Source organism: Streptomyces echinoruber (genome assembly GCF_014651135.1).
GTDB classification, from domain to species: Bacteria; Actinomycetota; Actinomycetes; order Streptomycetales; family Streptomycetaceae; genus Streptomyces; species Streptomyces echinoruber.
Window position 1 is genome coordinate 63,915 of record NZ_BMWH01000022.1, and the last position, 22,866, is coordinate 86,780.

The window sequence follows — 22,866 nt, forward strand, 5'->3', positions numbered from 1 at the left end:
GTGGACGCGCGCGTTCCCGAAGCCGTGATCCCCCGAGCGGCTGCCGCCCGGAGCGGGATCGGCCGGATGTCCACGGCGGGATCCGGCCGGGTCCGGCGGCGGCCCCGGAATCGGCCCGTGGGCTTCGGCCGACCCAGGAAAGCCGGTCAGCCCACGCGCTTCGGCCGGCCCACGAACGCCGGTCAGCCCATGAACTTCTTGAACTCGTCGGGCAGTTCGAAGTTCTGCCCGTTCTGCTGCGGCAGTCCGAAGGCCCCGCCCTGAGCGGCGGCGGCGCGGCGCGCGGCGGCCTCCTGCTCCTGCTGCTTGCGCTTCATCGGGTTGCCGGAGCGCTGCTTGCCCTTGGCCTTCTTGTTGTTCTGCTTCTTCTGCCGGCCCGGGCCGCCGCCCATGCCCGGCATCCCCGGCATGCCAGGGAAGCCGCCGCCCTGAGCCATGCGGGACATCATCTTGCGGGCCTCGAAGAACCGCTCGACCAGGTTCTTCACCGCGCTGACCTCGACGCCGGAACCGCGGGCGATACGGGCGCGGCGCGAGCCGTTGATGATCGTCGGGTCCTGGCGCTCGGCCGGGGTCATCGACTTGATGATCGCCGCCGTGCGGTCGACGTCGCGCTCGTCGATGTTCTGGATCTGCTCCTTGATCTGGCCCATGCCGGGCAGCATGCCGAGCAGCTTGCTGATGCTGCCCATCTTGCGGACCTGCTCCATCTGGGCCAGGAAGTCGTCCAGGGTGAAGTCCTGGCCCTTCTTCGACGCCAGCTTGGAGGCCATCTTGGCGGCCTCTTCCTGGCTGAACGTCTTCTCCGCCTGCTCGATCAGGGTGAGCAGGTCACCCATGTCGAGGATGCGGGAGGCCATCCGGTCCGGGTGGAACGCGTCGAAGTCGTCCAGCTTCTCGCCGCTCGACGCGAACATGATCGGCTTGCCGGTGATCTGGCGGATCGACAGGGCGGCACCGCCGCGGGCGTCGCCGTCGAGCTTGGTGAGGACGACGCCGTCGAAGCCGACGCCGTCGCGGAAGGCCTCGGCGGTGTTGACGGCGTCCTGGCCGATCATGGCGTCGACGACGAAGAGGATCTCGTCGGGGTGGACGGCGTCCCGGATGTCCGCGGCCTGCTGCATCATCTCCTGGTCGATGCCGAGGCGGCCGGCGGTGTCCACGATGACGATGTCGTGGACCTTGGTCCTGGCGTAGTCGATCGAGTCCTTCGCGACCTTGACCGGGTCGCCGACGCCGTTGCCCGGCTCGGGCGCGTACACGGCCACGCCGGCGCGCTCGGCGACGACGCCGAGCTGGTTGACGGCGTTGGGCCGCTGCAGGTCGCAGGCGACGAGCAGCGGGGAGTGGCCCTGGTCCTTGAGCCACTTGGCGAGCTTGCCCGCCAGGGTCGTCTTACCGGCACCCTGCAGACCCGCCAGCATGATCACGGTCGGCGGGGTCTTGGCGAACCGCAGCCGCCGGGTCTCGCCGCCGAGGATCTGCACCAGCTCGTCGTTGACGATCTTAATGACCTGCTGGCTGGGGTTGAGGGCCCGGGAGACCTCGGCGCCGAGGCACCTCTCCTTGACGTTCTTGATGAACGTGCGGACGACGGGCAGGGCGACGTCGGCCTCGAGGAGCGCGATGCGGATCTCGCGCGCCGTGGCGTCGATGTCCGCCTCGGACAACCTGCCCTTGCCCCGGAGGTTCCTGAAAGTCGCTGACAGGCGGTCGGAGAGAGTATCGAACACGGCGGCGTCGGTCCTCGCGTCGGCAATGGGCTGAATCGCCTTCCAGGGTATCCGGCCCCGCAAACGAATCGCTCCCTCCCGCTGTGCGCAGCGGGAAGAAGCGGACCCCCCGCCGTGGGCAGCGGACCCCCCTCCGTGGGCAGCGGACCCCCGCCGTGGGCGGGGACGATGTCCGGCACCCTCGGCGATCGCCTCGGCGCGACGGGACACCCCCGCACCGGCGGGGACCGCACCCCGGTGCACGCGCGGCACGACCGCGAGGTCACCCCCGCAGCGCCTCCTCCAGCGCCCGGGCCACCGACGCCGCCTCCTCCCCCGGCAGGGGCGTACCGGCCGGGGTCGTCACGTAGAAGGCGTCGACCGCGTTGGAGCCCAGCGTGGACACGTGCGCGCTGCGCACCCGCACCCCCGCCTTCTCCAGCGCCCGCCCGATCCGGAACAGCAGCCCGGGCGCGTCCTGGGCGCGGACCTCGATCACCGTGGCGAGGCGGGAGGCGGCCGGGTGGACGGTCACGCGGGGCGGCGGCGGGACGACACCGCGGCGGCGCGGGTAGGCCGCGTCCCGCTCGGCGAGCCGCCCGGCGACGTCCAGGGAGCCGTCCAGGGCGCGGACCAGGTCGGCGCGCAGCCGTGCGGCCTGGGGCAGGGAGCCGTACTCCGCCGCCACCCGCCAGTTCAGCAGCAGCACCGTGCCCTCGACTCCCTCGGGCAGGTCCAGGGCGCGCAGCTCGGCGGTGCGGACGGTGAGCCGGTGCACGGCCAGCACACCGGCCACCGCGGGCAGCACGCCCGGCTGGTCGGGTACGGCGACGAGCAGTTCCACGCCGAGCGGCTCGGGTGTGCCGGAGGGTTCGTCCGCGGCCGGTCGGGGCTGGGCGCGCAGCGCCAGCACCGGCCCGCCGGTGGCGGCCGACTCCAGCCCGAGCCGCTCCTGCTCGGCCGTGGGTTCGGCGGCCCGTGGTTCCTCCGGGGCGTCCCCGGCCAGCACGGCCGAGACCCGCCGGACCAGGTCGGCGACGAGGAAGGCGCGCCAGGACGACCAGGCGGCCGGGCCGGTGGCCAGCGCGTCGGCCTCCGTCAGGGCGTGCAGCAGCTCCAGCGTGGACTGCGTGCCGACGGCCTCGGCGACCAGCCGGACGGTGGCCGGGTCCTCCAGGTCGCGCCGGGTGGCGGTCTCGACGAGCAGCAGGTGGTGGCGGACGAGGGTGGCGACGACGGCGACGTCGGCGCGGTCGAAGCCGATGCGGGCGGCGACGTCCTGGGCGATGATCTCGCCGGCCACACAGTGGTCGCCGGGCCAGCCCTTGCCGATGTCGTGCAGCAGCGCGGCGACGAGGAGGAGGTCGGGGCGGCTGACGCGGCGGGTGAACGCGGAGGCGCGCACGGCCGTTTCGATCAGGTGGCGGTCGACGGTCCAGACGTGGACGGCGTTGCGCTGCGGGCGGCAGCGTACCCGCTCCCAGTCGGGCAGCAGCCGGGTGACGAGGCCCTCGGCCTCCAGGGCTTCCCAGACCTCGACGGTGGGCGCGCCGGAGCCGAGCAGGGTGACGAGCTGTTCGCGGGCCTCGGCGGGCCAGGGCGTGGGCAGGGGGCGCGCGGCGGCGGCCATGCGCCGTACGGCGTGCGGGGAGAGCGGGAGGCCGGCCTGCGCGGCGGCGGCCGCGGCGCGCAGCGGCAGGACGGGGTCGCGGTCGGGGCGGGCGGTGCGGGCGAGCACCACCTCGCCGTCCTGCTCGACGACGCCCTCGGCGAGCGGCGAGCGCTCGGCGACGGGTTTCCCGCCGCCCCCCAGCATGGCGCGCAGCCGCGGCCGTACGGCGCGCGAGCGCAGTACGCGCCCCACTTCGCGCCAGGTGACGTCGCCGGCGTACGCGATGACGCGGGCGGCCTCGTAGACCTGCCGCAGGAGGGTGTCGGCGTCGAGCAGGCCCAGTTCCGCGGCGACCTGGTCCTGGTCCTGCAGGGCGAGGCGGTCGGTGGCGCGGCCGGTGGTGAGGTGGAGGGCGTCGCGGACGTCGAGGAGGCGGCGGCGGGCCTCGTCGAGGCCCTCGCGCGGGGCGTCGGCGAGCCAGGAGGCGGCCACCGCGCGCAGGGCGGTGGCGTCGCGCAGGCCGCCGCGGGCCTCCTTGAGGTCGGGTTCGAGGAGGTACCGCAGTTCGCCGTGCCGGGCGGCGCGTTCGGCGCACAGCTCCTGCAGGTGCGGGAGGCGCTTGGGGGCCTGGTTGCGCCAGTCGGCGAGGACGGCGGTGCGCAGCGCGGCGGTCAGGCCGAGGTCGCCGGCGAGGTGGCGGGCGTCGAGCAGGCCGAGCTGCACCTTGAGGTCCTCGCCCGCCGTCCGGCGGGCCTCGGCGAGGGTGCGCACGGAGTGGTCGAGGTCGATGCCGAGGTCCCACACGGGGTACCAGAGGCGGTCGGCGAGGGCGGCGACCGCCTTGGGGTCGCCGCCGTCGTGCAGCAGGAGCAGGTCGAGGTCGCTGCGCGGGGAGAGCTCGCCTCGGCCGTAGCCGCCGACGGCGACCAGGGAGACGCCGCGCAGTTCCTGGGCGCCGGCGGCGAACAGGCCGGCCAGCCAGTCGTCGGTCAGCTCGGCGAGGGCGCTGCGGCGCGACGGCCCGGACCGCGCCCCCGCCGTCAGGAGGCGCAGCCGGGCCGCCGCGTAGCCGCCGGGTCCCGAATCCTCTGTTTCCTTGCGTGTGTCCGTACCCGTCACCCGGCGACTCCTGTTCCGTTTCCTGCCTTCGCCGCTCGTCCCGGCCGGGCGGCGCTACAGCGCGTCCGGGCCGCGCTCGCCGGTGCGGACGCGTACGGCCGTGTCGACCGGGACGGACCAGACCTTGCCGTCACCGATCTTGCCGGTGCGGGCGGCCTTGACGACGACCTCGATCAGCTGCTCGGCGTCGTCGTCCTCGACCAGCACCTCGATGCGGATCTTCGGCACCAGGTCGACGGTGTACTCGGCACCGCGGTAGACCTCGGTGTGGCCGCGCTGACGACCGTAGCCGCTGGCCTCGGTGACCGTCAGGCCGTGGACTCCGAAGGCCTGCAGGGCCTCCTTGATCTCGTCGAGCCGGTGGGGCTTGACGACGGCGGTGATGAGCTTCATGCGTCCACCTTCTTGCTCTCGGCCTTGTTCCCGGCCCTGTCCCCGGCCTCGTCCTCGGCCTTGCTCCCGGCGGTCTCGACGACGGGGGCCGGGACGGCGGCGGTGCGGACGGCGCCGCCGCCGGCGCCGCTGAAGTCGTATGCGGTCTCGGCGTGTTCGGCCTGGTCGATGCCGGAGACCTCCTCGTCCTCGGAGACCCGCATACCCATGGTCCGGTCGATGAGGAAGGCGAGGACCGCGGCGGTGATCGCCGAGTAGGCGAGGACCGCGAAGACGGCCGCGCACTGCTTCCAGAGCTGGTCCAGGCCGCCGCCGTAGAAGAGGCCCTTGGCGTCGGACTGGCCGGTGCCGCTGGCGAAGAAGCCGACGAGCAGGGAGCCGGCGACACCGCCGACGAGGTGGACGCCGATGACGTCGAGGGAGTCGTCGTAGTTGAACCGGTACTTCAGGCCGACGGCCATGGCGCACAGCAGGCCGGCGATCGCGCCGACGGCGATCGCGCCGAGCGGGGTGACGCAGCCGCCGGAGGGGGTGATGGCGACCAGGCCGGCGACGGCGCCGGAGGCGGCGCCCAGGGTGGTGAACGCGCCGTGGCGGATCTTCTCGTAGGCGAGCCAGGCCAGCATGGCGGCGGCGGTGGCGATCTGGGTGTTGAGGAACATCAGGGCGCCGACGCCGTCCCCGTTGCCGAGCCAGGAGCCGGCGTTGAACCCGAACCAGCCGAACCACAGCAGGCCGGCGCCGAGCATGACCAGCGGCAGGCTGTGCGGGCGCATCGGGTCCTTCTTGAAACCGACGCGCCGGCCGATGACCAGGATCACGCCGAGCGCCGCCGCGCCCGCGTTGATGTGCACCGCCGTACCGCCGGCGAAGTCGATCACACCGAGTTCGAAGGCCCAGCCGCCGGCACCCCACACCCAGTGCGCGACCGGGAAGTAGACGACGGTGGCCCACAGCGCGACCAACAGCGACCAGGCGCTGAACTTCACGCGGTCCGCGAGGGCACCGCTGATCAGGGCGGGCGTGATGATCGCGAACATCAGCTGGAAGACGGCGAAGACGGTGACCGGGATGCCGTAGCCGGGCCACAGGTCGGTCTTGCCGATCCCGCCGAAGCCGAAGAAGTCGTTCTCCCAGCCGATCAGGCCGCCGTGGTCGGTGCCGAAGGAGAGCGAGAAGCCGTAGACGACCCACAGGAGGGTGACGATCCCGAGGCTGACGAAGCTCATCATCAGCATGTTGAGGGTGCTCTTGACGCGGACCATGCCCCCGTAGAAGAAGGCCAGGCCTGGGGTCATGAGCATCACCAGGGCGGAGCAGATGAGCATGAAACCGGTGTCGGCGGCAGAGAGCTTGGGCGCCTCTGCGGCAAGCGTGGTGATGGCTGGGGCCATCGGCGTCTCCTCGTCGTCGGTGCGGCGGTACGGCCCGGTGCGGGGCGCATCCTGAGCGGAGTGAGGGGTGGGCCGGTTATGCGCCACGAGCCTGGCGCAGCGCGGTTTCGGTGGAGGCCCCGCCTTGTTTCGCGGCCGTGACGAAGGCGCCGTGGGTGTTACGTGTCGATGAACCGCCCGATGTCCCGCCGCCCGATCGTTATCGTGGCGCAACCTTCTGCTCGGCGGGGTCCTGGCTCGAATGCGCCGGGGGGCACCGGGAATGCACCGGGCAAGAACCGGCCACTGCCGGGAAGGGACCGGCCGTTCGCCGGGAAGGGACCGGCCGTTCGCCGGAAAGGGGCCCGGCCGTTCCGCCAAGCAGGAACCGGCCGTTCGCCGGAAAGGGGACCGGCCGCGGCGGCCTTCCGATGACCTGGCATGGGGGAGCCGAGTCGGGCAGTTCGGGAGGGCCGGCCGCGGCCGGGGACCGGGGTGTCAGACCGCTTCGACGGTCTCCGGCAGCTCGGTGGCGAGCCGGTCGGTGAGGTCGGCGATCTCGGCGAGGTCGCCGTAGTCGCGCACGGCGGAGTCGACGGTTTTCCGGATACGGGTGTTCACGCGCTCGGAGCGGACCTTCTTGGCGACCTGCAGGGCCTGGGTGACGTACGGGGTGCTCTGCTCGGGCTCGCGTCGCAGCAGGTGCACGGTGGCCATGCCGACGAGGTTGAGCGCGTAGGACCGCTGGTGCTCGCGGTCCTGCGCGAAGAGGTCGACGGCCCGGCGCATCAGGGGCTCGGCGAGGGAGGCGTAGGCCGGGCTGCGGCCGGCGACGTAGGCGAGGTCGCGGAAGGAGTGGGAGTTCTCGGCGTACAGCTCGGCCTCGGAGAAGAAGCGGATCCAGTCGGGCTCCGGCTCGTCCCAGTCCTCGGCGTCGGCGAAGGTGTCCTCGGCCAGGCGCACGGCGCGCTTGCACCTGCCGGGCTGGCCCATGTTGGCGTAGGCGCGGGCCTCCATCGCATACAGCATCGCCTGGGTGCGCGGGCTCGCGCAGTCGCGGCTGCCGTACTGGGCGAGGTGGATGAGCTCCAGGGCGTCGTCGGGCCGGCCGAGGTGGATCATCTGGCGGCTCATGCTGGAGAGGATGTACGAGCCGAGCGGCTTGTCGCCGGCCTCCTTGGCCGCGTGCAGGGCGAGGACGAAGTACTTCTGCGCGGTGGGCTGCAGGCCCACGTCGTAGCTCATCCAGCCCGCCAGTTCGGCGAGTTCGGCGGCGATCTTGAACAGGATGCGGGCGGTGGCCTCGGGATGGGACTCCTGCAGCAGGTCGGTCACCTCGTGCAGCTGCCCGACGACCGCCTTGCGGCGCAGGCCGCCGCCGCACTGGGCGTCCCACCGCCGGAACATCGCGGTGGTCGACTCCAGCAGCTCCAGCTCGGGCCTGGACAGCCGGCCGCGGCCGCGCGAGGACGGGGCGGGCCCGGGCTCGTGGCGCGGGGCGGACGGGGCGGGGACGAGCCAGCGCTGCAGCGGCTCGATGAGGGACGGGCCCGCGGAGAGGGCCAGCGAGCTCCCGAGGAAGCCGCGCCGCGCCAGCATCAGGTCGCTGCGCGAGAACTCGCTGAGCAGGGCCACGGTCTGCGGGCCCGTCCAGGGCAGGTCGACTCCGGTGGTGGACGGCGACGGGCGCGCGGTGCGCAGGCCGAGGTCCTCGACGGAGACGACGCAGCCGAACCGCTCGGAGAACAGCTCCGAGAGGATCCTGGGGATGGGTTCGCGCGGGTTCTCGCCGTCCAGCCAGCGCCGCACGCGCGAGGTGTCGGTGGAGATGTGGTGGGCACCGAGCTGGCGGGCGCGGCGGTTGACCTGCCGGGCGAGTTCGCCCTTGGACCAGCCGCTGCGCACGAACCAGGAGGTGAGCAGCTCGTTGGGACGCTTGTCCGTGCCCGTGTTCGTCCCGTTTCCTTCGCTGCCGCTCACCGCAACGCCCCCATCCGTCAGACCACTCGCCGCTGAGTGCGCCAAGCCCTATCAGAATGCCGGGCCGTCCGGCCGCCCGTCCGCCGCTCGTCATCCTCCGAACGGAATGCCGAGTTGCCTCCGGCATACCCGAGCGGGCATGTGCCCCAGGACTCGTGCACTCACAGTAATCCCATGCTCACCCGCACAGCCATGGCGTTCACAGAAACGCCACCATTCGCCACCCCTTCGAATGAACTCACGACGGCGGGTTGGCGATTGACTTGACTGCGGACGAACCGAAGGGGGCGGAGCGGTGCGCGCCGGAGCGCGCGCCGCCGGACGCACCACCCGGAACGCTTCCGGACGCCGTCTGCATCCGGGCGCGACGGGGGAAGCGGGACCAAGAGACATCACTTTCCGAATTCGTTCGGATCCGTCTCGTAACCACCGACGCGCTGGACCCGTTGGAGGGGGCATGGGCTTCACCATCGGCGGCATTCGCGAGCTCCGCTCCGCAGGGCGGCCCGGAGCACGGCGCCGGGGCCGCACGTCGGAGTGCACCACCGTCGCCGAGTACACCGGGCTGTGGGGCTGGGACGTGGTGCCGGGCGCGCGCGCCGCGGGCGGCGCCTGCTCCTGCGGCCGCGCCGACTGCCCGGCACCGGGCGCGCATCCGCTCGACTTCGCACCCCGCGTCCCGGCCGGGGCCACCCTGGACGACGTGACCAGGGCGTGGTCGCAGGTGCCCGGCGCGGCGGTGCTGCTGCCGGTCGGACGGGCCTTCGACATCCTGGAGGTCGCCGAGCCCGCCGGGCGCCGTGCCCTGGTCCGCCTGGAACGGATGGGGCTGCCGCTCGGCCCGGTGGCCGCGACCCCCGACGGCCGCGCCCACTTCTTCGTCGCCCCCGGTGCCGCCGCCGAACTCCCCGAGCTGCTCTACCGCATGGGCTGGGACACCCCGTCCGACCTCGACCTGCGCGCCCTCGGCCCCGGCGGGTACCTCACGGCCCCGCCGTCCGATCACGCCGGGCTGGGCCCCGCCCGCTGGCTGCGCCCGCCGTCCCTCGACACGGCGACCCGGCCTCCGGCGGCCCGGCTGCTGCTGGGCACGCTGGCGTACGTGGCGCACCGGTCGCGGCTGCGGGGGACGCGGGACGCGGCGTCGTAGGCGTCCTTCCTGCCGTCTCCCGCCGCAGCCCCCGTCTCCCGTCTCCCGCCGCAGCCCCGTCGCCCTCCTCTCCCGCCGCCTCCTCGTTTCTCCGTGGCCCGCCGCCTGCCTCCGCGCCTTCGCCCGCCCCGCGGGCGCCGCGGCACCGATCCGAGCCGTACGCGCATCGCACTCACCGCACACACCGCGTACGGCACCGCGACGCCCGTGGCGCCGGCCCGCACCGCACAGCAAAGCGCCCGCCCCCCTGTCGTACCGAGGGGGCGGGCGCCGTCGGACCGGCCGGCGTGGCCGGCGTGCGGGCCGGGCGGTCACTCTCCGATGAGGGCGTCGACGAACGCCTCCGGCTCGAAGGGCGCCAGGTCGTCGGGGCCCTCGCCGAGACCGACGAGCTTGACCGGCACGCCCAGCTCGCGCTGGACGGCGACGACGATGCCGCCCTTGGCGGTGCCGTCGAGCTTGGTGAGGACGATGCCGGTGACGTCGACGACCTCGGCGAAGACGCGGGCCTGGATCAGGCCGTTCTGGCCGGTGGTGGCGTCGAGGACGAGCAGGACCTCGTCGAGCGGGGCGTGCTTCTCCACGACGCGCTTGACCTTGCCGAGTTCGTCCATGAGGCCGGTCTTGGTGTGCAGGCGGCCCGCGGTGTCGATGAGCACCACGTCGGCGCCCATCTCCTTGCCCTCCTTCACCGCGTCGAATGCGACGGAGGCCGGGTCGCCGCCCTCGGGTCCGCGCACGGTGTGGGCGCCGACACGCTCGCCCCAGGTCTGCAGCTGGTCGGCGGCGGCGGCCCGGAAGGTGTCGGCCGCGCCGAGGACGACGCTGCGGCCGTCGGCGACGAGGACCCGGGCGAGCTTGCCGGTGGTGGTGGTCTTGCCGGTGCCGTTGACGCCGACGACCATCACGATGCCGGGCTTGCCGGCCTCCGGCTCGGTCCTGACCGTGCGGTCCATGTCGGGGCCGACGAGCTGGAGCAGCTCCTCGCGCAGCAGGCCGCGCAGTTCCTCGGGGGTGCGGGTGCCGAGCACCTTGACCCGCTCGCGCAGGCGTCCGACCAGTTCCTGGGTGGGCTGCACGCCGACGTCGGCGGTGAGCAGCGTGTCCTCGATCTCCTCCCACGTGTCCTCGTCGAGGTGTTCGCGGGAGAGCAGGTTGAGCAGGCCCTTGCCGAGGGCGTTCTGCGACCGCGACAGGCGGGCGCGCAGCCGGACCAGGCGGCCCGCGGTGGGCTCGGGGACCTCGATCGGCGGGAGCTCGATCTCCGGAACGAGCGGCTCCTCGACGGCGGTCGGCGCCGAGCCCTCCGGAAGGTCCACCTCCTCGATGGTCCGCCGCGGCTCCTCACGCGGCGTCTCGGCCTCTTCGCCGACGTGGGGCTCGGCCGGAGGTGCGGTGATGTCGGGCGCGGCGGGCGGCGGCGGGGGCGGCGACTTCCTGCGGAGACCGCCGACCAGGAGCCCGCCGAGCGCGCCGAGGACGACCACGGCGATGACTACAGCAAGGATGATGGTTTCCATAACGGGTCCAGTATCGGCCATGGGGTCCGCCGGCACCCGGGTTGACGGCGCGGGGAGCGCCGGTGCCCGGCTCGCCGGTCACGGGGAGCGCCGGCGCCCTGCCTGCGGGTTCCCCCTGCCAGTCACCCCTGCCGGTCACCAAGGCCGCCGGCACCCGGCCGGCGCGCGCCCGGTTCCCCGGGCACCGGACGGCGCACGGGCCGCGCGGGACGCTCCGCCACCCCGGCGTGACACCGCCGCCCCGGCGGGCGGTGGCCTGCCGGGGCGGCGGTGGGTGGCGAGGAGAGGGGCCGGCGGGGGCTTGTCTTGGATGCCCCTGCTCCTCGGTCTGCAGGGAGGAGGGGACTCAGCCCATCTCCTCCAGGGCCTTGCCCTTGGTCTCCTTCACGAACCTCAGGACGAAGGGGATGGAGAGCGCGGCGAAGACCGTGTAGATCACGTAGGTCGCGGACAGGTTCCAGTCGGACAGCGACGGGAAGCTCGCGGTGATGGCCCAGTTGGCGATCCACTGCGCGGAGGCGGCCACGCCGAGCGCGGCGGCGCGGATCCTGTTGGGGAACATCTCGCCGAGCATGACCCACACGACCACGCCCCAGGAGAGGGCGAAGAAGAGGACGAAGACGTGCGCGGCGACCAGGGCGACCCAGCCCTGGGTGGCGGGCAGCTTGCCGTCGACGAGGTCGTGGGAGAACGCCCAGGCCTCCAGCGCGAGGCCGACGGCCATGCCGACCGAGCCGATGATCGCGAGCGGCTTGCGGCCGATGCGGTCCACGAAGATCATCGCGATGACGGTGCCGACGATGTTGATGATCGACGTGGTGAACGAGTAGAAGAAGGAGTCCGTCGGGTCGACGCCGACCGACTGCCACAGCGTCGAGGAGTAGTAGAACGCGACGTTGATGCCGACGAACTGCTGGAAGACGGACAGGCCGATACCGATCCAGACGATCGGCTTGAAGAAGAAGCCGCCGCCGAGCAGGTCGCGGAAGCTGGACTTCTCCTCGCTCCTCATGGCGAGCTCGATCTCGTTCACGCGGGCGTCCAGGTCGACGCCCGTGCCCTCGACCTCGGCGAGGATCTCACGGGCGCGGTCGTGGCGGCCGACGGAGATCAGGAAGCGCGGGGACTCGGGGATGGCGAAGGAGAGCAGGCCGTACAGCACGGCCGGGACCACCATCACGCCGAGCATGACCTGCCAGGCCTCCAGGCCCATCAGCGTGCCGCGCTGGTCGCCGCCGGCGGCGTTGAGCAGGCCCCAGTTGACGAGCTGGGAGACGGCGATGCCGACGACGATCGCGGCCTGCTGGAAGGAGCCGAGGCGGCCGCGGTAGGCGGGCGGGGCGACCTCGGCGATGTAGGCGGGGCCGATGACGGAGGCCATGCCGATGGCGAAGCCGCCAACGACGCGCCAGAACGCGAGGTCCCACAGCGTGAAGGGCATGGCCGAGCCGACGGAGCTGATGGTGAACAGGACGGCGGCTATCTGCATGCACCGGATGCGGCCGATGCGGTCGGCTATGCGCCCGGCGGCCGCCGCGCCGACGGCGCAGCCGATCAGGGCGATGGCGATGACCTGGGCCAGCGCCGCGGAGCCGATGTCGTAGCGGTCCCGGATGGCCTCGACGGCGCCGTTGATCACGGAGCTGTCGTAGCCGAAGAGGAAGCCGCCCATCGCGGCCGCCGCCGCGATGAAGATGACGTGCCCGAGATGATCGGGGTGAGCCGTCCCGGCTCCGGACTGGGATACCTGCGCTGTGCTGGTCACGTCTACTCCTCGGGCCACCGGCAACGCTGCCGGGGTGGGGTGAGCCCTTCCAGGCGCCCTGAGAGCGACACCTGAAGGTAAAAGCAACGTTGCAGAGACTATGCCTTCAAGTTTCGAAGTCAATAGGTGATCTGTAAGAAATATCACCCAAGGCATGTCGCGCTTGCCTTCAAGAATTGAAGTGATCTTGCTGATCGTCCGATGATCGCGCAGGTCAGGAAAGGTATGGACCACAACGGGTGAGCCGAAGATCACCCGGAGTCGGCGCGGGGTCAGCGCAGGCGCTGGCTGATGACCTTGGACACACCGTCGCCCTGCATGGAGACGCCGTAGAGTGCGTCGGCGATCTCCATCGTGCGCTTCTGGTGTGTGATCACGATCAGCTGTGAGGTCTGCTGCAGCTCCTGCATGATCCGGATGAGTCGCTGCAGGTTGGTGTCGTCGAGGGCGGCCTCGACCTCGTCCATGACGTAGAACGGGCTGGGCCGCGCCTTGAAGATCGACACCAGCAGCGCGACCGCCGTGAGCGACCGCTCGCCGCCGGAGAGCAGGCTGAGCCGCTTGACCTTCTTGCCCGGCGGCCGGGCCTCGACGTCCACGCCCGTGGTGAGCATGTTGTCGGGGTCGGTCAGCACCAGCCGCCCCTCGCCGCCCGGGAAGAGCCGGGCGAAGACGCCCTCGAACTCGCGGGCGGTGTCCCGGAAGGCCTCGGTGAAGATCTGCTCGACCCGCTCGTCGACCTCCCTGACCACCTGCAGCAGGTCGGCGCGGGTCTTCTTCAGATCCTCCAGCTGCTCGCTGAGGAACTGGTGGCGCTCCTCCAGCGCCGCGAACTCCTCCAGCGCCAGCGGGTTGACCTTGCCGAGCTTCTGGTACGCCTTCTCGGCGGCCCGCAGGCGCTTCTCCTGCTCGGCCCGGTCGAAGGGGCGCGGCCGGTTGCGCGGATGCTCCGGATCCGCCGGCAACTCCTCCCCCTCGGCGGGGGGCGAGGGCGGCACCGGCTGGTGCGGACCGTACTCGGCCACGAGCGTCGCCGGTTCCACCCCGAGCTCCTCCAGCGCCTTCGTCTCCAACTGCTCGATCCGCAGCCGTTTCTCGGCGCCGAGCACCTCCCCGCGGTGGACCGAATCCGTCAGCTTGTCCAGTTCCGCCTTCAGCTCGCGCCCCTCGGCCCGGGCCCGGGCGAGCTCCTGTTCCCGACGGGCCTTGGCGGCCTCGGCGGCGACGCGCTCGGCCTCGGCGCGGGCGAGGGAGACCTCGATGTGGGCGAGCAGCTGCCGGGCACCGGAGGCGACGGCCTGCGCCACGGCCGCCTCGCGCCGCAGCCGGGCGCGGCGCTGCTCGGCACGCGCGCGTGCCTCGCGTTCGGCGCGGGCGGCCCGGTCGAGGCTGTCGGCCCGGCCGGCCAGCGCCTTGACGCGCTCCTCGTGCGTACGGACCTGGAGACGGGCCTCCATCTCGGTCTGCCGGGCGTTGGCGCCGTCGGCGGCGAGCCGGTCGCGTACGGAGGTGTCGGGCTCCTCCGCTCCCTCCTCCCCGAAGGGGGCACTCTCCTCGGCGACGGCGAGCCGCTCGGCGAGTTCCTCGACCTCCTCCAGCGCCCTGTCCAGCGCCTCCTGCGCCCGCTCGGCCGCGGCGGCGCTGCGCTCGGCCTCACCGGCCGCCGCCCGCGCCTGCCCGGCGAGCCGGCCGAGCTGCTGGGCGACGGCCGACTTCTCCCGGTCCGCGGCCCGCCGCCGCTCCCCCAGCTCCTCCACGAGCGCGGCGCACGCCTCCCGCCGCTCGGCGGCCCGCCGCTGCGCCTCGGCCAGCTCCGTGCACCGCACCGCGAGCTCCGCCAGCTCGGCGGCGGCCTCGTCCACCGACGCCTGCACCTCCAGCAGGCTCGGAGCCCCGGCCGACCCGCCGTGCGCGAAGTGCGCCCCGAGCACGTCGCCCTCCGCGGTGACCGCGGTCAACTCGGGCCGCGCGCGCACCAGGTCCTCGGCGTCCTCCAGCGTGCCCACGACGACGATCCCGCGCAGCAGGCGCCGCACGGCGGGCATCAGCCCGGCGGGGCCGCGCACGAGGTCGGCGGCGTGGAGGTGGTGCGGGAGGGGGGCTTCCTGCGGTACGGCGGCGGGGGCGCCGGCGTCGTCAACGCCCGGGCCCGTGCCGGCTCCTGCGCCCGGGCCCGTGCCCGTGCCGGCTCCTGCGCCAGGGTCCGCTCCCATGTCCCGCTCGGCGCCGCCCGCGCCCGCCGGGGCGGTCTGCTCCGACGCCTCCTTGGCCGTCCCCGCGATCAGCAGGGCCGCGCGTCCCGCGTCCTGCTTGCGCAGCAGGCGCAGCGCGTCGGCGGCAGCGGCGGGGGAGGTGACGGCGAGGGCGTCGGCGGCGGTGCCGAAGGCGGCGGCCAGGGCGGTCTCGTGGCCCGGGGTGACGGTCAGGAGCTCGGCGGCCGGACCGAGGAACCCGGCCAGGCGGTCCCTGGCGGCGAGCAGCGCACCGGTGCCGTCCTTGCGGCGCAGGCCCGTGGCGAGGGCGTCGTGCCGGGCCTGAGTGGCCGCGCGTCTGCGCTCGGCGGCGGTGACGGCCTCCCGGGCGGCGGCGAGCGCCGCCTCCGCCTCGGCGAGCTCGGCCCTGGCGGCCTCGTGCCGTTCGGCGAGGTCGGCGTCGTCCGCGTCCAGGCCGTCGACCTCGGCCTGGAGGGCCTCGTACTCCTCCTGCGCGCGCACGGCGCGCTCCCGGGCCTCGTCGCGGGCGGCGGCGAGGCGCTCTATCTCGGCCTGCGCGGCGGCGGCGCGCGAACGGGCGGCGCCCACCTGTGCGTTGAGCCGGGCCAGGTGTTCGCGGTGGTCGGCGATGGCGCGGGCGGCGTCCTTCAGGCGGCGCTCCTCCAGCGCCAGGGCGCGCTCCAGCTCGGCGCGGTGGGCGACGGTGTCCTCCAGGGCGCGCCGCGCCGCCTCCAGGGCCGCCTCCAGTTCGGCCTCCTGTTCGCGGATGCGGGCGGCCTCGCGCTCCAGGTCCTCCGGGTCGCGGCCGCGCCGCTCCTCCACGGGTGCGGAGGTGGCGCTCTTCACGCGGGCCTCGGCCAGCGAGATCGTACCGCGGACGCGTTCGGCGAGCTGGGAGAGCTCGTACCAGGTCTGCTGGGCGCGCTGCAGCCGCGGGCTGAGCCGGCGGACCTCGTCCTCCAGTTGCGCCTCCCGCTGCAGGGCCCGCTTCAGCTCCTGCTCGACGGCCTCCTTGCGCTGCTTGAGCGCGGCCTCGTCGGCGAGCTCGGCCCGGAGCGCCTCACGCAGCCGTACGAGATCGTCGGCGAGCAGGCGCAGCCGCGCGTCCCGCAGGTCCGCCTGGATGACGGCGGCCCGGCGGGCGACGGCGGCCTGCCGGCCCAGCGGCTTGAGCTGGCGGCGCAGCTCGTCGGTGAGGTCCTGCACGCGCGCGAGGTTGGCCTGCATCGCGTCCAGCTTCCGCAGCGCCTTCTCCTTGCGCTTGCGGTGCTTGAGAACACCGGCGGCCTCCTCGATGAAGGCGCGCCGTCCCATGGGGTCGGCGTGCAGGACGGAGTCGAGCTGGCCCTGGCCGACGATGACGTGCATCTCGCGGCCGATGCCGGAGTCGGACAGCAGCTCCTGGATGTCGAGCAGGCGGCAGGTGTCGCCGTTGATCTGGTATTCGCTGCCGCCGTTGCGGAACATCGTCCGCGTGATGGTGACCTCGGAGTACTCGATGGGCAGGGCCCCGTCGGAGTTGTCGATGGTCAGGGACACCTCGGCGCGGCCGAGCGGCGGGCGGCCGGTGGTGCCGGCGAAGATGACGTCCTCCATCTTGCCGCCGCGCAGCGACTTGGCGCCCTGCTCGCCCATGACCCAGGCCAGCGCGTCCACCACGTTGGACTTGCCGGAGCCGTTGGGGCCCACGACGCAGGTGATCCCCGGCTCGAACCGCAGCGTGGTGGCCGAGGCGAAGGACTTGAAGCCGCGCAGGGTCAGGGCCTTGAGGTGCACGCCGTCGGACTCTACTCCGCACCGTTGCCCCACGCCGTGACGGCCGCGGGCGGGCCGCCGGTTTCACCGGTCGGCGCGCAGGGCACATCAGATGGTGAAGAACCTGAAAGGATGCGCGGGACACGCAAGGCGGCGGCCCGAGCGGCCGAGGAGCCCAGGGCACGCCGGAGCGCGGGAAGACGGGAAGAGCGGCGCGGAGCAGATCCGCGGAGCGGATGGAGCCGCGCGAGCGGGGGCAAGAAGGAGCGGGCGAGAAAGAAGGGACGCCGAGGCGTCCCTTGCCATTCTTGCGGCGACGTGGTGGCTGGTGCGGGCAGCCCGACCACGGACGTCGCACAGGGTGCGCGGTGCGTGTGATCAGGTGAGCGCAGGCTCCGCCTGGTGTGCGTCAGCGCGCTCCATGATCCTTTCCTGAGAGGCGGCAGCGGTCAGCGCTTCGTTCTCGGCCTGGATCCGTACGAGCTCGGATTCCAGGTCCTGGACGCGCTGCTGGAGCCGTCGCATCTCGGCGAGGAGTCGAGGGTCGGAGCCGCCGACGTAACCGAGAAGCGCCTTTGCCATGATGGATGGTCCTCCACACTGAGTGACCGACCGAAGCGGTGTGGGTCGTGAGGGATTCGCACCCACGGCGCTTGGCGATGGCGACTTCGTGCTGCCGTTCATCCATGCCAAACGGCCAAGGTGCGCGGGCTTTCAGCGTCTCACCAAAAAGTTTGACGGTCAACACGATCACGCCCCGTATCGGCGGGTGACCCGGAGCATACGGCTGCGCGACAGCGGCGCCACGGCTTCCACGGGCCCTGGGGGCGTGCCGGTCATCCTTGCCTGCGGCAGGCCGTCATGGCAAGCGGTTCTCGGCATCCACCTGCCGGTTTTCCCGCCCGTCGGGGGCGCGGGGCCCATCCGGCCGCCGGGCGGGAGGCCGCCGCGGGAGCCGGAATCAGCGGATCGCGAAGCCGTCGTAGCCGCCGCGGGGTGTGTCCCAGATCTCGGTGACACCGTCCACGTGCCCGGGCGTGTCGCCGTCGCGGAGCCAGTCGAGGAGGCGCTCGCAGCGCTTCCGCGGGCCCTCCGCGACCACCTGGACGCGGCCGTCGGCCAGATTGAGAGCAAAACCACTCAGGCCGCCGATCTCCAGCGCCTTGGCCCGTGTGAACCAGCGGAAACCCACACCTTGCACGTGTCCGCGCACCCAGGCGACCAGTCGCACTTCCTCGCTCATGGCTGCAACCTAACCGGCCAATGTCTCCTCCGACACTTACTCCCCTCGCGTCATGCGGTACCGTCCCCACACCCATGAATCTCATGTGAAACTCGCTCGATCGAGTGGTTTCGGTTCACTGCAAGGACGAGGAAGGCCAGGAGATGGGACGCCACCGACGCTCCGCCGCCGGCCGCGCCGCCACGGGCCGCGCCACGGGGATCACGGAACCGCACGGTTCCTTCACGCAGTACCGCGCCCCGGGGGACTCGGACACGGGCGATCGTCCGGTCATGGGCATAGCCCCCTACCTGAACCCGGAGGCGTACGCGGAGGCCCAGGCCCGCAGCGAGGCCTACCTCTTCGCGACCGACGGCGGGTTCGCGACCGACGGCGGGTTCGCAACCGACGGTGGGTTCGCAACCGACGGTGGGTTCGCGACCGACGGTGGGTTCGCGACCGACGGCGGACCGTACGGCGGCCCCTTCGAGGAGCCGTCCCGGCAGTCGTTCCGGGAGCCGTACCCGGGGCCGGACGACACCGCCCTGCTGTCGCCCGAGGGCTTCCTGCCCGACGGGACGCGCCAGGCCCGCTCGCACCGCCGGAGGAAGAAGGCCGCGACCCCGGTGCGCACCGGGCTGCTGGGCGTCTCGGCGGCCGTGGCGCTCGGCACGGTGGCAGTGGCCACGGGTGCCGTGCCGGGGCTGGAGAACTACCGGCTCGGCGGCGGCAGCGGCGCCGACCGGGTGCAGGCCGCCGACTCGCCGACCAACGCCCCGACGGAGCAGGGCGGCGCCTCCGGCGGCATCACCGGCGGCGGTACGACCGGCACGCCCGACGGGCGCGGCACCGGCTCGGCCACCAGCCGTGACGCCGACCGCTCCGCCTCCCCCTCGCCGTCCGCCTCCGCGCCCTCCTCTTCCGCCGCCGCCTCCTCCTCGGCGGCGCCGGACGACACGCCGTCCACGAAGCCGTCGGCGACGGCCACGCACGGCAAGCCGAGGACGATCCCCCCGCACCGTGCGACGAAGGCGCCGCACGCCCCGGCGGACGTGCCGGCGACCGCCTCCAAGGCGGCGGCCGCCGAGGCGCAGGTGCTGCGGCTGGTGAACGAGGAGCGGGCCAAGGTGGGCTGCAGCCCGCTGACCGCCAGCAGCGAGCTGACGAAGCTGGCCGAGAACTTCAGCGAGGCCATGGCCGAGCAGGGCTTCTTCGACCACACCGACCCCAGCGGGGCCACCCCGTGGGACCGGGCCGCCAAGCTCGGCATAAGCAACCTCGGCGGCGAGAACATAGCCCGCGGCCAGGCCGACGCCCAGGCCGTGATGGACGCCTGGATGAACAGCCCCGGCCACCGCGCCAACATCCTCAACTGCGACTTCAAGACACTGGGCGTGGGCGTCCACTTCGGCGCCGGCGGCCCCTGGTGGACGCAGGACTTCGGCTACTGAGATAACCGCAGGTCAGCGAGTCAGCGCGCCTTCGGCGCGCGCCGGGGGCGTGGTAAATGTCGTGGCGCGCGCCGCAGGTGCTTCTGTCTGCCCTGACGTGAGCTGATGCCGGTCCGGGACGCTGAAGGGGTTCGTTCCGGCCGAAACCGATGTCTCTGTGATGCCAGTGAGCTCGCAGGTCAGCGTGGTGCTGGGGGCCGTCCACGGGCACCGTGGAGTGTTGCTGTGAGCACGGGCGTCAGAATTCCTGTTCCACCCTGGCCCTCCCGGAACGGCGTACCCGGCCGTCCGGTAAGGGAGGGAGCAAGGCCGTGGACGTACTGCACGACCGCTGCGCGGGGGTGGACATCAGCAAGAGGGACGCCAAGGTGTGCGTCCGCACTCCGAGCCCGAAGCGGCGGGGGTCGTTCACCACTCAGACCACGACGTGGGGTTCGACAACGAACGCGGTGCTCGCCCTGCGGGACCACCTGCTCGCCGCGCACGTCACCCTCGTGGTGATCGAGGCGACCTCGGACTACTGGAAGCCGTTCTGCTACCTGCTGGCCGAGGACCTGAACGTGATCCTCGTCAACGCCCGGCAGGTCAAGAACCTACCCGGCCGCAAGACCGACGTCTCGGACGCGGCCTGGCCGGCCCAGCTCGGCGCCCACGGCCTGGTCCGCCCCTCGTTCGTGCCGCCCCAGCCGGTGCGCGAACTGCGGGACCTCACCAGGACCCGCACCCAGATGACCCGGGAACGCGGCCAGATCGTCCAGCGGCTGGAGAAGCTGCTCGAGGACACCGGCATCAAACTCGCCGCGGTCGCCTCCGACATCATGGGCGTCTTTGGCCGGGCCATGCTCGAGGCCCTCATCCGCGGGGAACGTGACCCGCAGATGCTCGCGGACCTGGCCAAACGCAAGCTCCGCAACAAGATCCCCGAGCTCACCGAGGCCCTGACCGGCCGCTTCCGCGACCACCACGCCTTCCTGACCCGCCTGCACTTGGACCAGTACGACCAGCTCACCTGCGCGATCGGGCAGCTGGATGCGCGGATCGAGGAGGCGATGGTCCCCTTTCGCCCCGCCCTGGACCTGCTCGACACCATCCCCGGGGTCAACCGGGCCGTCGCCGAAGTGATCATCGCGGAGACCGGCGGCGACATGAACCGATTCGCCTCCGCCAAGCACCTCGCCTCCTGGGCCGGCGTCTGCCCCGGCCACCACGAGTCCGCCGGCCACACCAAGAACACCCGAACCCGCCCCGGCAACCCCTACCTCAAAGGCGCCCTCGGACTGGCGGCCTTCGGCGCGGTGAGAACCAAGGACACCTATCTCCAGGCCCGTTACAAGCGGCTGACCGCACGCCGCGGCCCGCTCCGCGCCCTGGTCGCCGTCGAGCACTCGATCATTACCGCTATCTGGCACATGCTCATCGATCACAAGCCCTACCACGAACTCGGCGGCACCTACTTCGCCCAGCGCGACCCCGAACGCGCCACCCGCCGCGCAATCACCCAGCTCAACCAGCTCGGCTACACCGTCACCCTCAACCCGATCGAAGGCGCAGCCTGACCGTCCGCGGCCAAGGAACCGGCGGCCACCATGGCCATCGGGCACCCAGCCCTGTCTCCCTAGCCCCTGACCTGGACCTATTTACGCGTCAGAGACCTAAAACCCTTCCTGGGCCGTCTCGGGGCCGTCGTCGGCAGGATCGTCCCCCTGGAAAACGCGATCGACGGCGGCCCGGGTCCGGGTCTCACTCGACGGCATCAGGTGCGTGTACGTGCGCAGCTTGAAGCCGGGGTCATGGTGGCCCAGGTACTCACTGAGCGCCTTGATGCTCTCCCCCGCGTCCAGGAGCACCGAGGCGTAGAAGTGCCTCAGCGCGTGCATGCCGTTGTCCCGCCCGGTCTCGACACCCGCGGCTCGTAGCGCAGGCCGCCATACGCGGTCGTTGAAACGGTTCCGGTCCAGCGCCATGCCCATGGAGCCGGTGAAGATCAGAGACGCCGTGACCGGAGGACCGTCGAGGGTCTTCCACGGCAAGGTGACCTCCGTGGCCGGGTGGCGTTTCAGGTGGCCGGCCAGGGCGAAGGCGACGGACTCAGGCAGAGGGACGTCACGCTCCTTGCCTCCCTTCGGCGGGGCGAACACCGGCCGATGGCGTTGCAGCAGCTTCACCTGCCGGACCACGTGCACCACCCCGCCGAGGAAGTCCACGTCTTCCACGGCCAGGCCGAAGACCTCCCCCTGCCGCAAGCCGCATCCGGCCGCCACGTTGCGAGGGCCTGGTAGCGCTCCGGCAACGCCGCACGCACCGCCATGACCCGTTCGGCAGGCCAGGGCTTGACCTTGCGAGGCTCAAGCCCCGCCCTTCCGGGCGGGGAAGGGGGACGATCTCTCACCCCGCGCCAAAGTGGGTGGCCGTGGAGCCAACCGCCCCGGCCACCCACGATCCCCCACCCCCCTGCCCGCAGTCCTCGGTGCAGCGCTCAGCCGTCGCGCACCTGGGAAAACAGACTCCACAGCCTCACCGCGGAAACGCTCAGCTCCCCTCATGCTTCGCCAGCCTCACGGGGAGCGCCGCATTCCTCCGGTCAGCGGTCTCCGGCTCGCAGGTCCAAGGCGGGGAGATCCTGGCCTTCGGCTATCCGGTTGCGCTGTCCCTGCGGCTTCACCGGCCGCCGCCCCGCAGGATCACTCCCCGCCGGCCCGCACCGCGGGCCGGCGCGGGCTCGGGGCTCTGCTCCTGCCTTCGGCCCGCGCCGCCCCGGCCCCGGCCCCGCGCCACCATCGTTGCCCCTGGGATGATCCGCGTCTCACACCCGGCAACGCCCGGGGCCGACGCACCGGGCCGGGCCCGATCCTCCCGACCATGGCCCACACGGCCAGACCTCATCCGGCGGACCCGGCACCCTCCCGACAGCCGGCACGCACGGGTGCACACCGCACCCCACAGAACAGCTTTGATCCAAAAGCAGGTACGCGACGGCTGAGCGCTTCACCGAAGGCTGCGGGCAGGGGGTGGGGGATCGTGGGTGGCCGGGGCGGCCAGCTCCGCGACTTTAGCCAGCCACTTTGGCGCGAGCCTCGCAGATCATGGCCCAAGATCGGACACTGACGGGCAGGTCCACAAGCCTGCCCGATCCACGGGCCAGCGTAATGGGCCATGATCACTCGCGCTAAAGCAGCTCCAGGCCAAAGTCGCTACGCCGACCTTACGCCGTCGTCAAACCATTCCCTTTAAGGGGGCGTTGCTCGGAAACCCGCTGAACACCACCATCCACAAGCTCAACGAGTGGTTTCTATGCCCTTCGGGCGGGCGTTGTTCGGAAACACCTGCTCATCCAGATGATGCGGGACACCGCCGACATCGTGTTTCTATGCCCTTCGGGCGGGCGTTGTTCGGAAACGGTACGATCTGTCAATCCTATGGACATGAAGACCGCTTTGTTTCTATGCCCTTCGGGCGGGCGTTGTTCGGAAACCCTTCACCGATTCCGCAGGGTCTGACCTGCGATGATGATGCCCGTTGCGCAGGAACCATCACAAGAGCGCACCCAGGACGGTGACTCAGGTCACATATTCGTAGATCATGGCTATCACCTGCGGAAACG

Annotated in this window: 13 protein-coding genes and 1 pseudogene; 3 read left to right on the forward strand and 11 right to left on the reverse strand. The window is 72.3% G+C overall.

The genetic code is table 11. The features are described from left to right. Window positions 1-182 precede the first annotated feature (182 nt). The 5 genes from ffh to nsdA all read right to left on the reverse strand — a co-directional run bounded on the left by ffh (window position 183) and on the right by nsdA (window position 8,189). The gene (gene ffh, locus IE225_RS23300) at window positions 183-1,733 is read right to left on the reverse strand and encodes a signal recognition particle protein (RefSeq protein WP_190059550.1); all 1,551 of its coding nucleotides are present in this window, start codon (window positions 1,731-1,733) and stop codon (window positions 183-185) included. Window positions 1,734-1,995: 262 nt separating this feature from the next. Next, window positions 1,996-4,443 carry a [protein-PII] uridylyltransferase gene (locus IE225_RS23305; RefSeq protein WP_190059551.1) on the reverse strand — a complete coding sequence of 816 codons (2,448 nt, stop codon included), beginning with the start codon at window positions 4,441-4,443 and terminating at the stop codon, window positions 1,996-1,998. Window positions 4,444-4,497: 54 nt separating this feature from the next. After that, window positions 4,498-4,836: a P-II family nitrogen regulator gene (locus tag IE225_RS23310; RefSeq protein WP_019328769.1), complete on the reverse strand. Its 339-nt coding sequence runs from the start codon at window positions 4,834-4,836 to the stop codon at window positions 4,498-4,500. Next, entirely contained in the window at window positions 4,833-6,230 is a 1,398-nt protein-coding gene (locus tag IE225_RS23315) for an ammonium transporter (RefSeq protein ID WP_190059552.1), read from the reverse strand. The genes IE225_RS23310 and IE225_RS23315 overlap by 4 nt, the downstream gene beginning before the upstream one ends. A 477-nt stretch (window positions 6,231-6,707) precedes the next feature. After that, the gene (gene nsdA, locus IE225_RS23320) at window positions 6,708-8,189 is read right to left on the reverse strand and encodes a transcriptional repressor NsdA (RefSeq protein WP_190059553.1); all 1,482 of its coding nucleotides are present in this window, start codon (window positions 8,187-8,189) and stop codon (window positions 6,708-6,710) included. Between the two features lie 457 nt (window positions 8,190-8,646). On the opposite strand from nsdA, the gene IE225_RS23325 reads away from it, so the two are divergent. Next, window positions 8,647-9,339 carry a bifunctional DNA primase/polymerase gene (locus IE225_RS23325; RefSeq protein ID WP_190059554.1) on the forward strand — a complete coding sequence of 231 codons (693 nt, stop codon included), beginning with the start codon at window positions 8,647-8,649 and terminating at the stop codon, window positions 9,337-9,339. Between the two features lie 311 nt (window positions 9,340-9,650). Here the strand turns inward: IE225_RS23325 and ftsY are convergent, their stop codons facing one another. The 5 genes from ftsY to IE225_RS23350 all read right to left on the reverse strand — a co-directional run bounded on the left by ftsY (window position 9,651) and on the right by IE225_RS23350 (window position 17,835). Continuing rightward, window positions 9,651-10,859: a signal recognition particle-docking protein FtsY gene (gene ftsY, locus IE225_RS23330; RefSeq protein ID WP_190059555.1), complete on the reverse strand. Its 1,209-nt coding sequence runs from the start codon at window positions 10,857-10,859 to the stop codon at window positions 9,651-9,653. A gap of 346 nt (window positions 10,860-11,205) precedes the next feature. Continuing rightward, the gene (locus tag IE225_RS23335) at window positions 11,206-12,624 is read right to left on the reverse strand and encodes a sugar porter family MFS transporter (protein WP_190059556.1); all 1,419 of its coding nucleotides are present in this window, start codon (window positions 12,622-12,624) and stop codon (window positions 11,206-11,208) included. Between the two features lie 272 nt (window positions 12,625-12,896). Next, complete coding sequence (locus tag IE225_RS23340) at window positions 12,897-16,613, reverse strand: SMC hinge domain-related protein (RefSeq protein ID WP_190059557.1); 3,717 nt, start codon at window positions 16,611-16,613, stop codon at window positions 12,897-12,899. 357 nt (window positions 16,614-16,970) lie between these two features. After that, window positions 16,971-17,174, reverse strand: coding sequence for a hypothetical protein (locus IE225_RS23345; protein WP_190059558.1), 204 nt, complete (start codon window positions 17,172-17,174; stop codon window positions 16,971-16,973). A gap of 379 nt (window positions 17,175-17,553) precedes the next feature. Beyond that, a complete protein-coding gene (locus IE225_RS23350) occupies window positions 17,554-17,835 on the reverse strand; it encodes an acylphosphatase (protein ID WP_190059559.1) in 282 nt (93 codons plus the stop codon). A 143-nt stretch (window positions 17,836-17,978) separates the two neighbouring features. Between IE225_RS23350 and IE225_RS23355 the strand changes: the two genes are divergently transcribed. Together IE225_RS23355 and IE225_RS23360 are read left to right on the forward strand one after the other, a co-directional pair. Then, entirely contained in the window at window positions 17,979-19,265 is a 1,287-nt protein-coding gene (locus IE225_RS23355) for a CAP domain-containing protein (protein ID WP_190059560.1), read from the forward strand. A 311-nt stretch (window positions 19,266-19,576) separates the two neighbouring features. Next, window positions 19,577-20,821, forward strand: a complete 1,245-nt coding sequence (locus IE225_RS23360) for an IS110 family RNA-guided transposase (RefSeq protein WP_190059561.1) — start codon at window positions 19,577-19,579, stop codon at window positions 20,819-20,821. A 96-nt stretch (window positions 20,822-20,917) separates the two neighbouring features. On the opposite strand, the pseudogene IE225_RS23365 reads toward IE225_RS23360, so the two are convergent. Beyond that, a pseudogene (locus IE225_RS23365) lies at window positions 20,918-21,615 on the reverse strand (tyrosine-type recombinase/integrase); the annotation flags it as partial. Window positions 21,616-22,866: the final 1,251 nt, after the last annotated feature.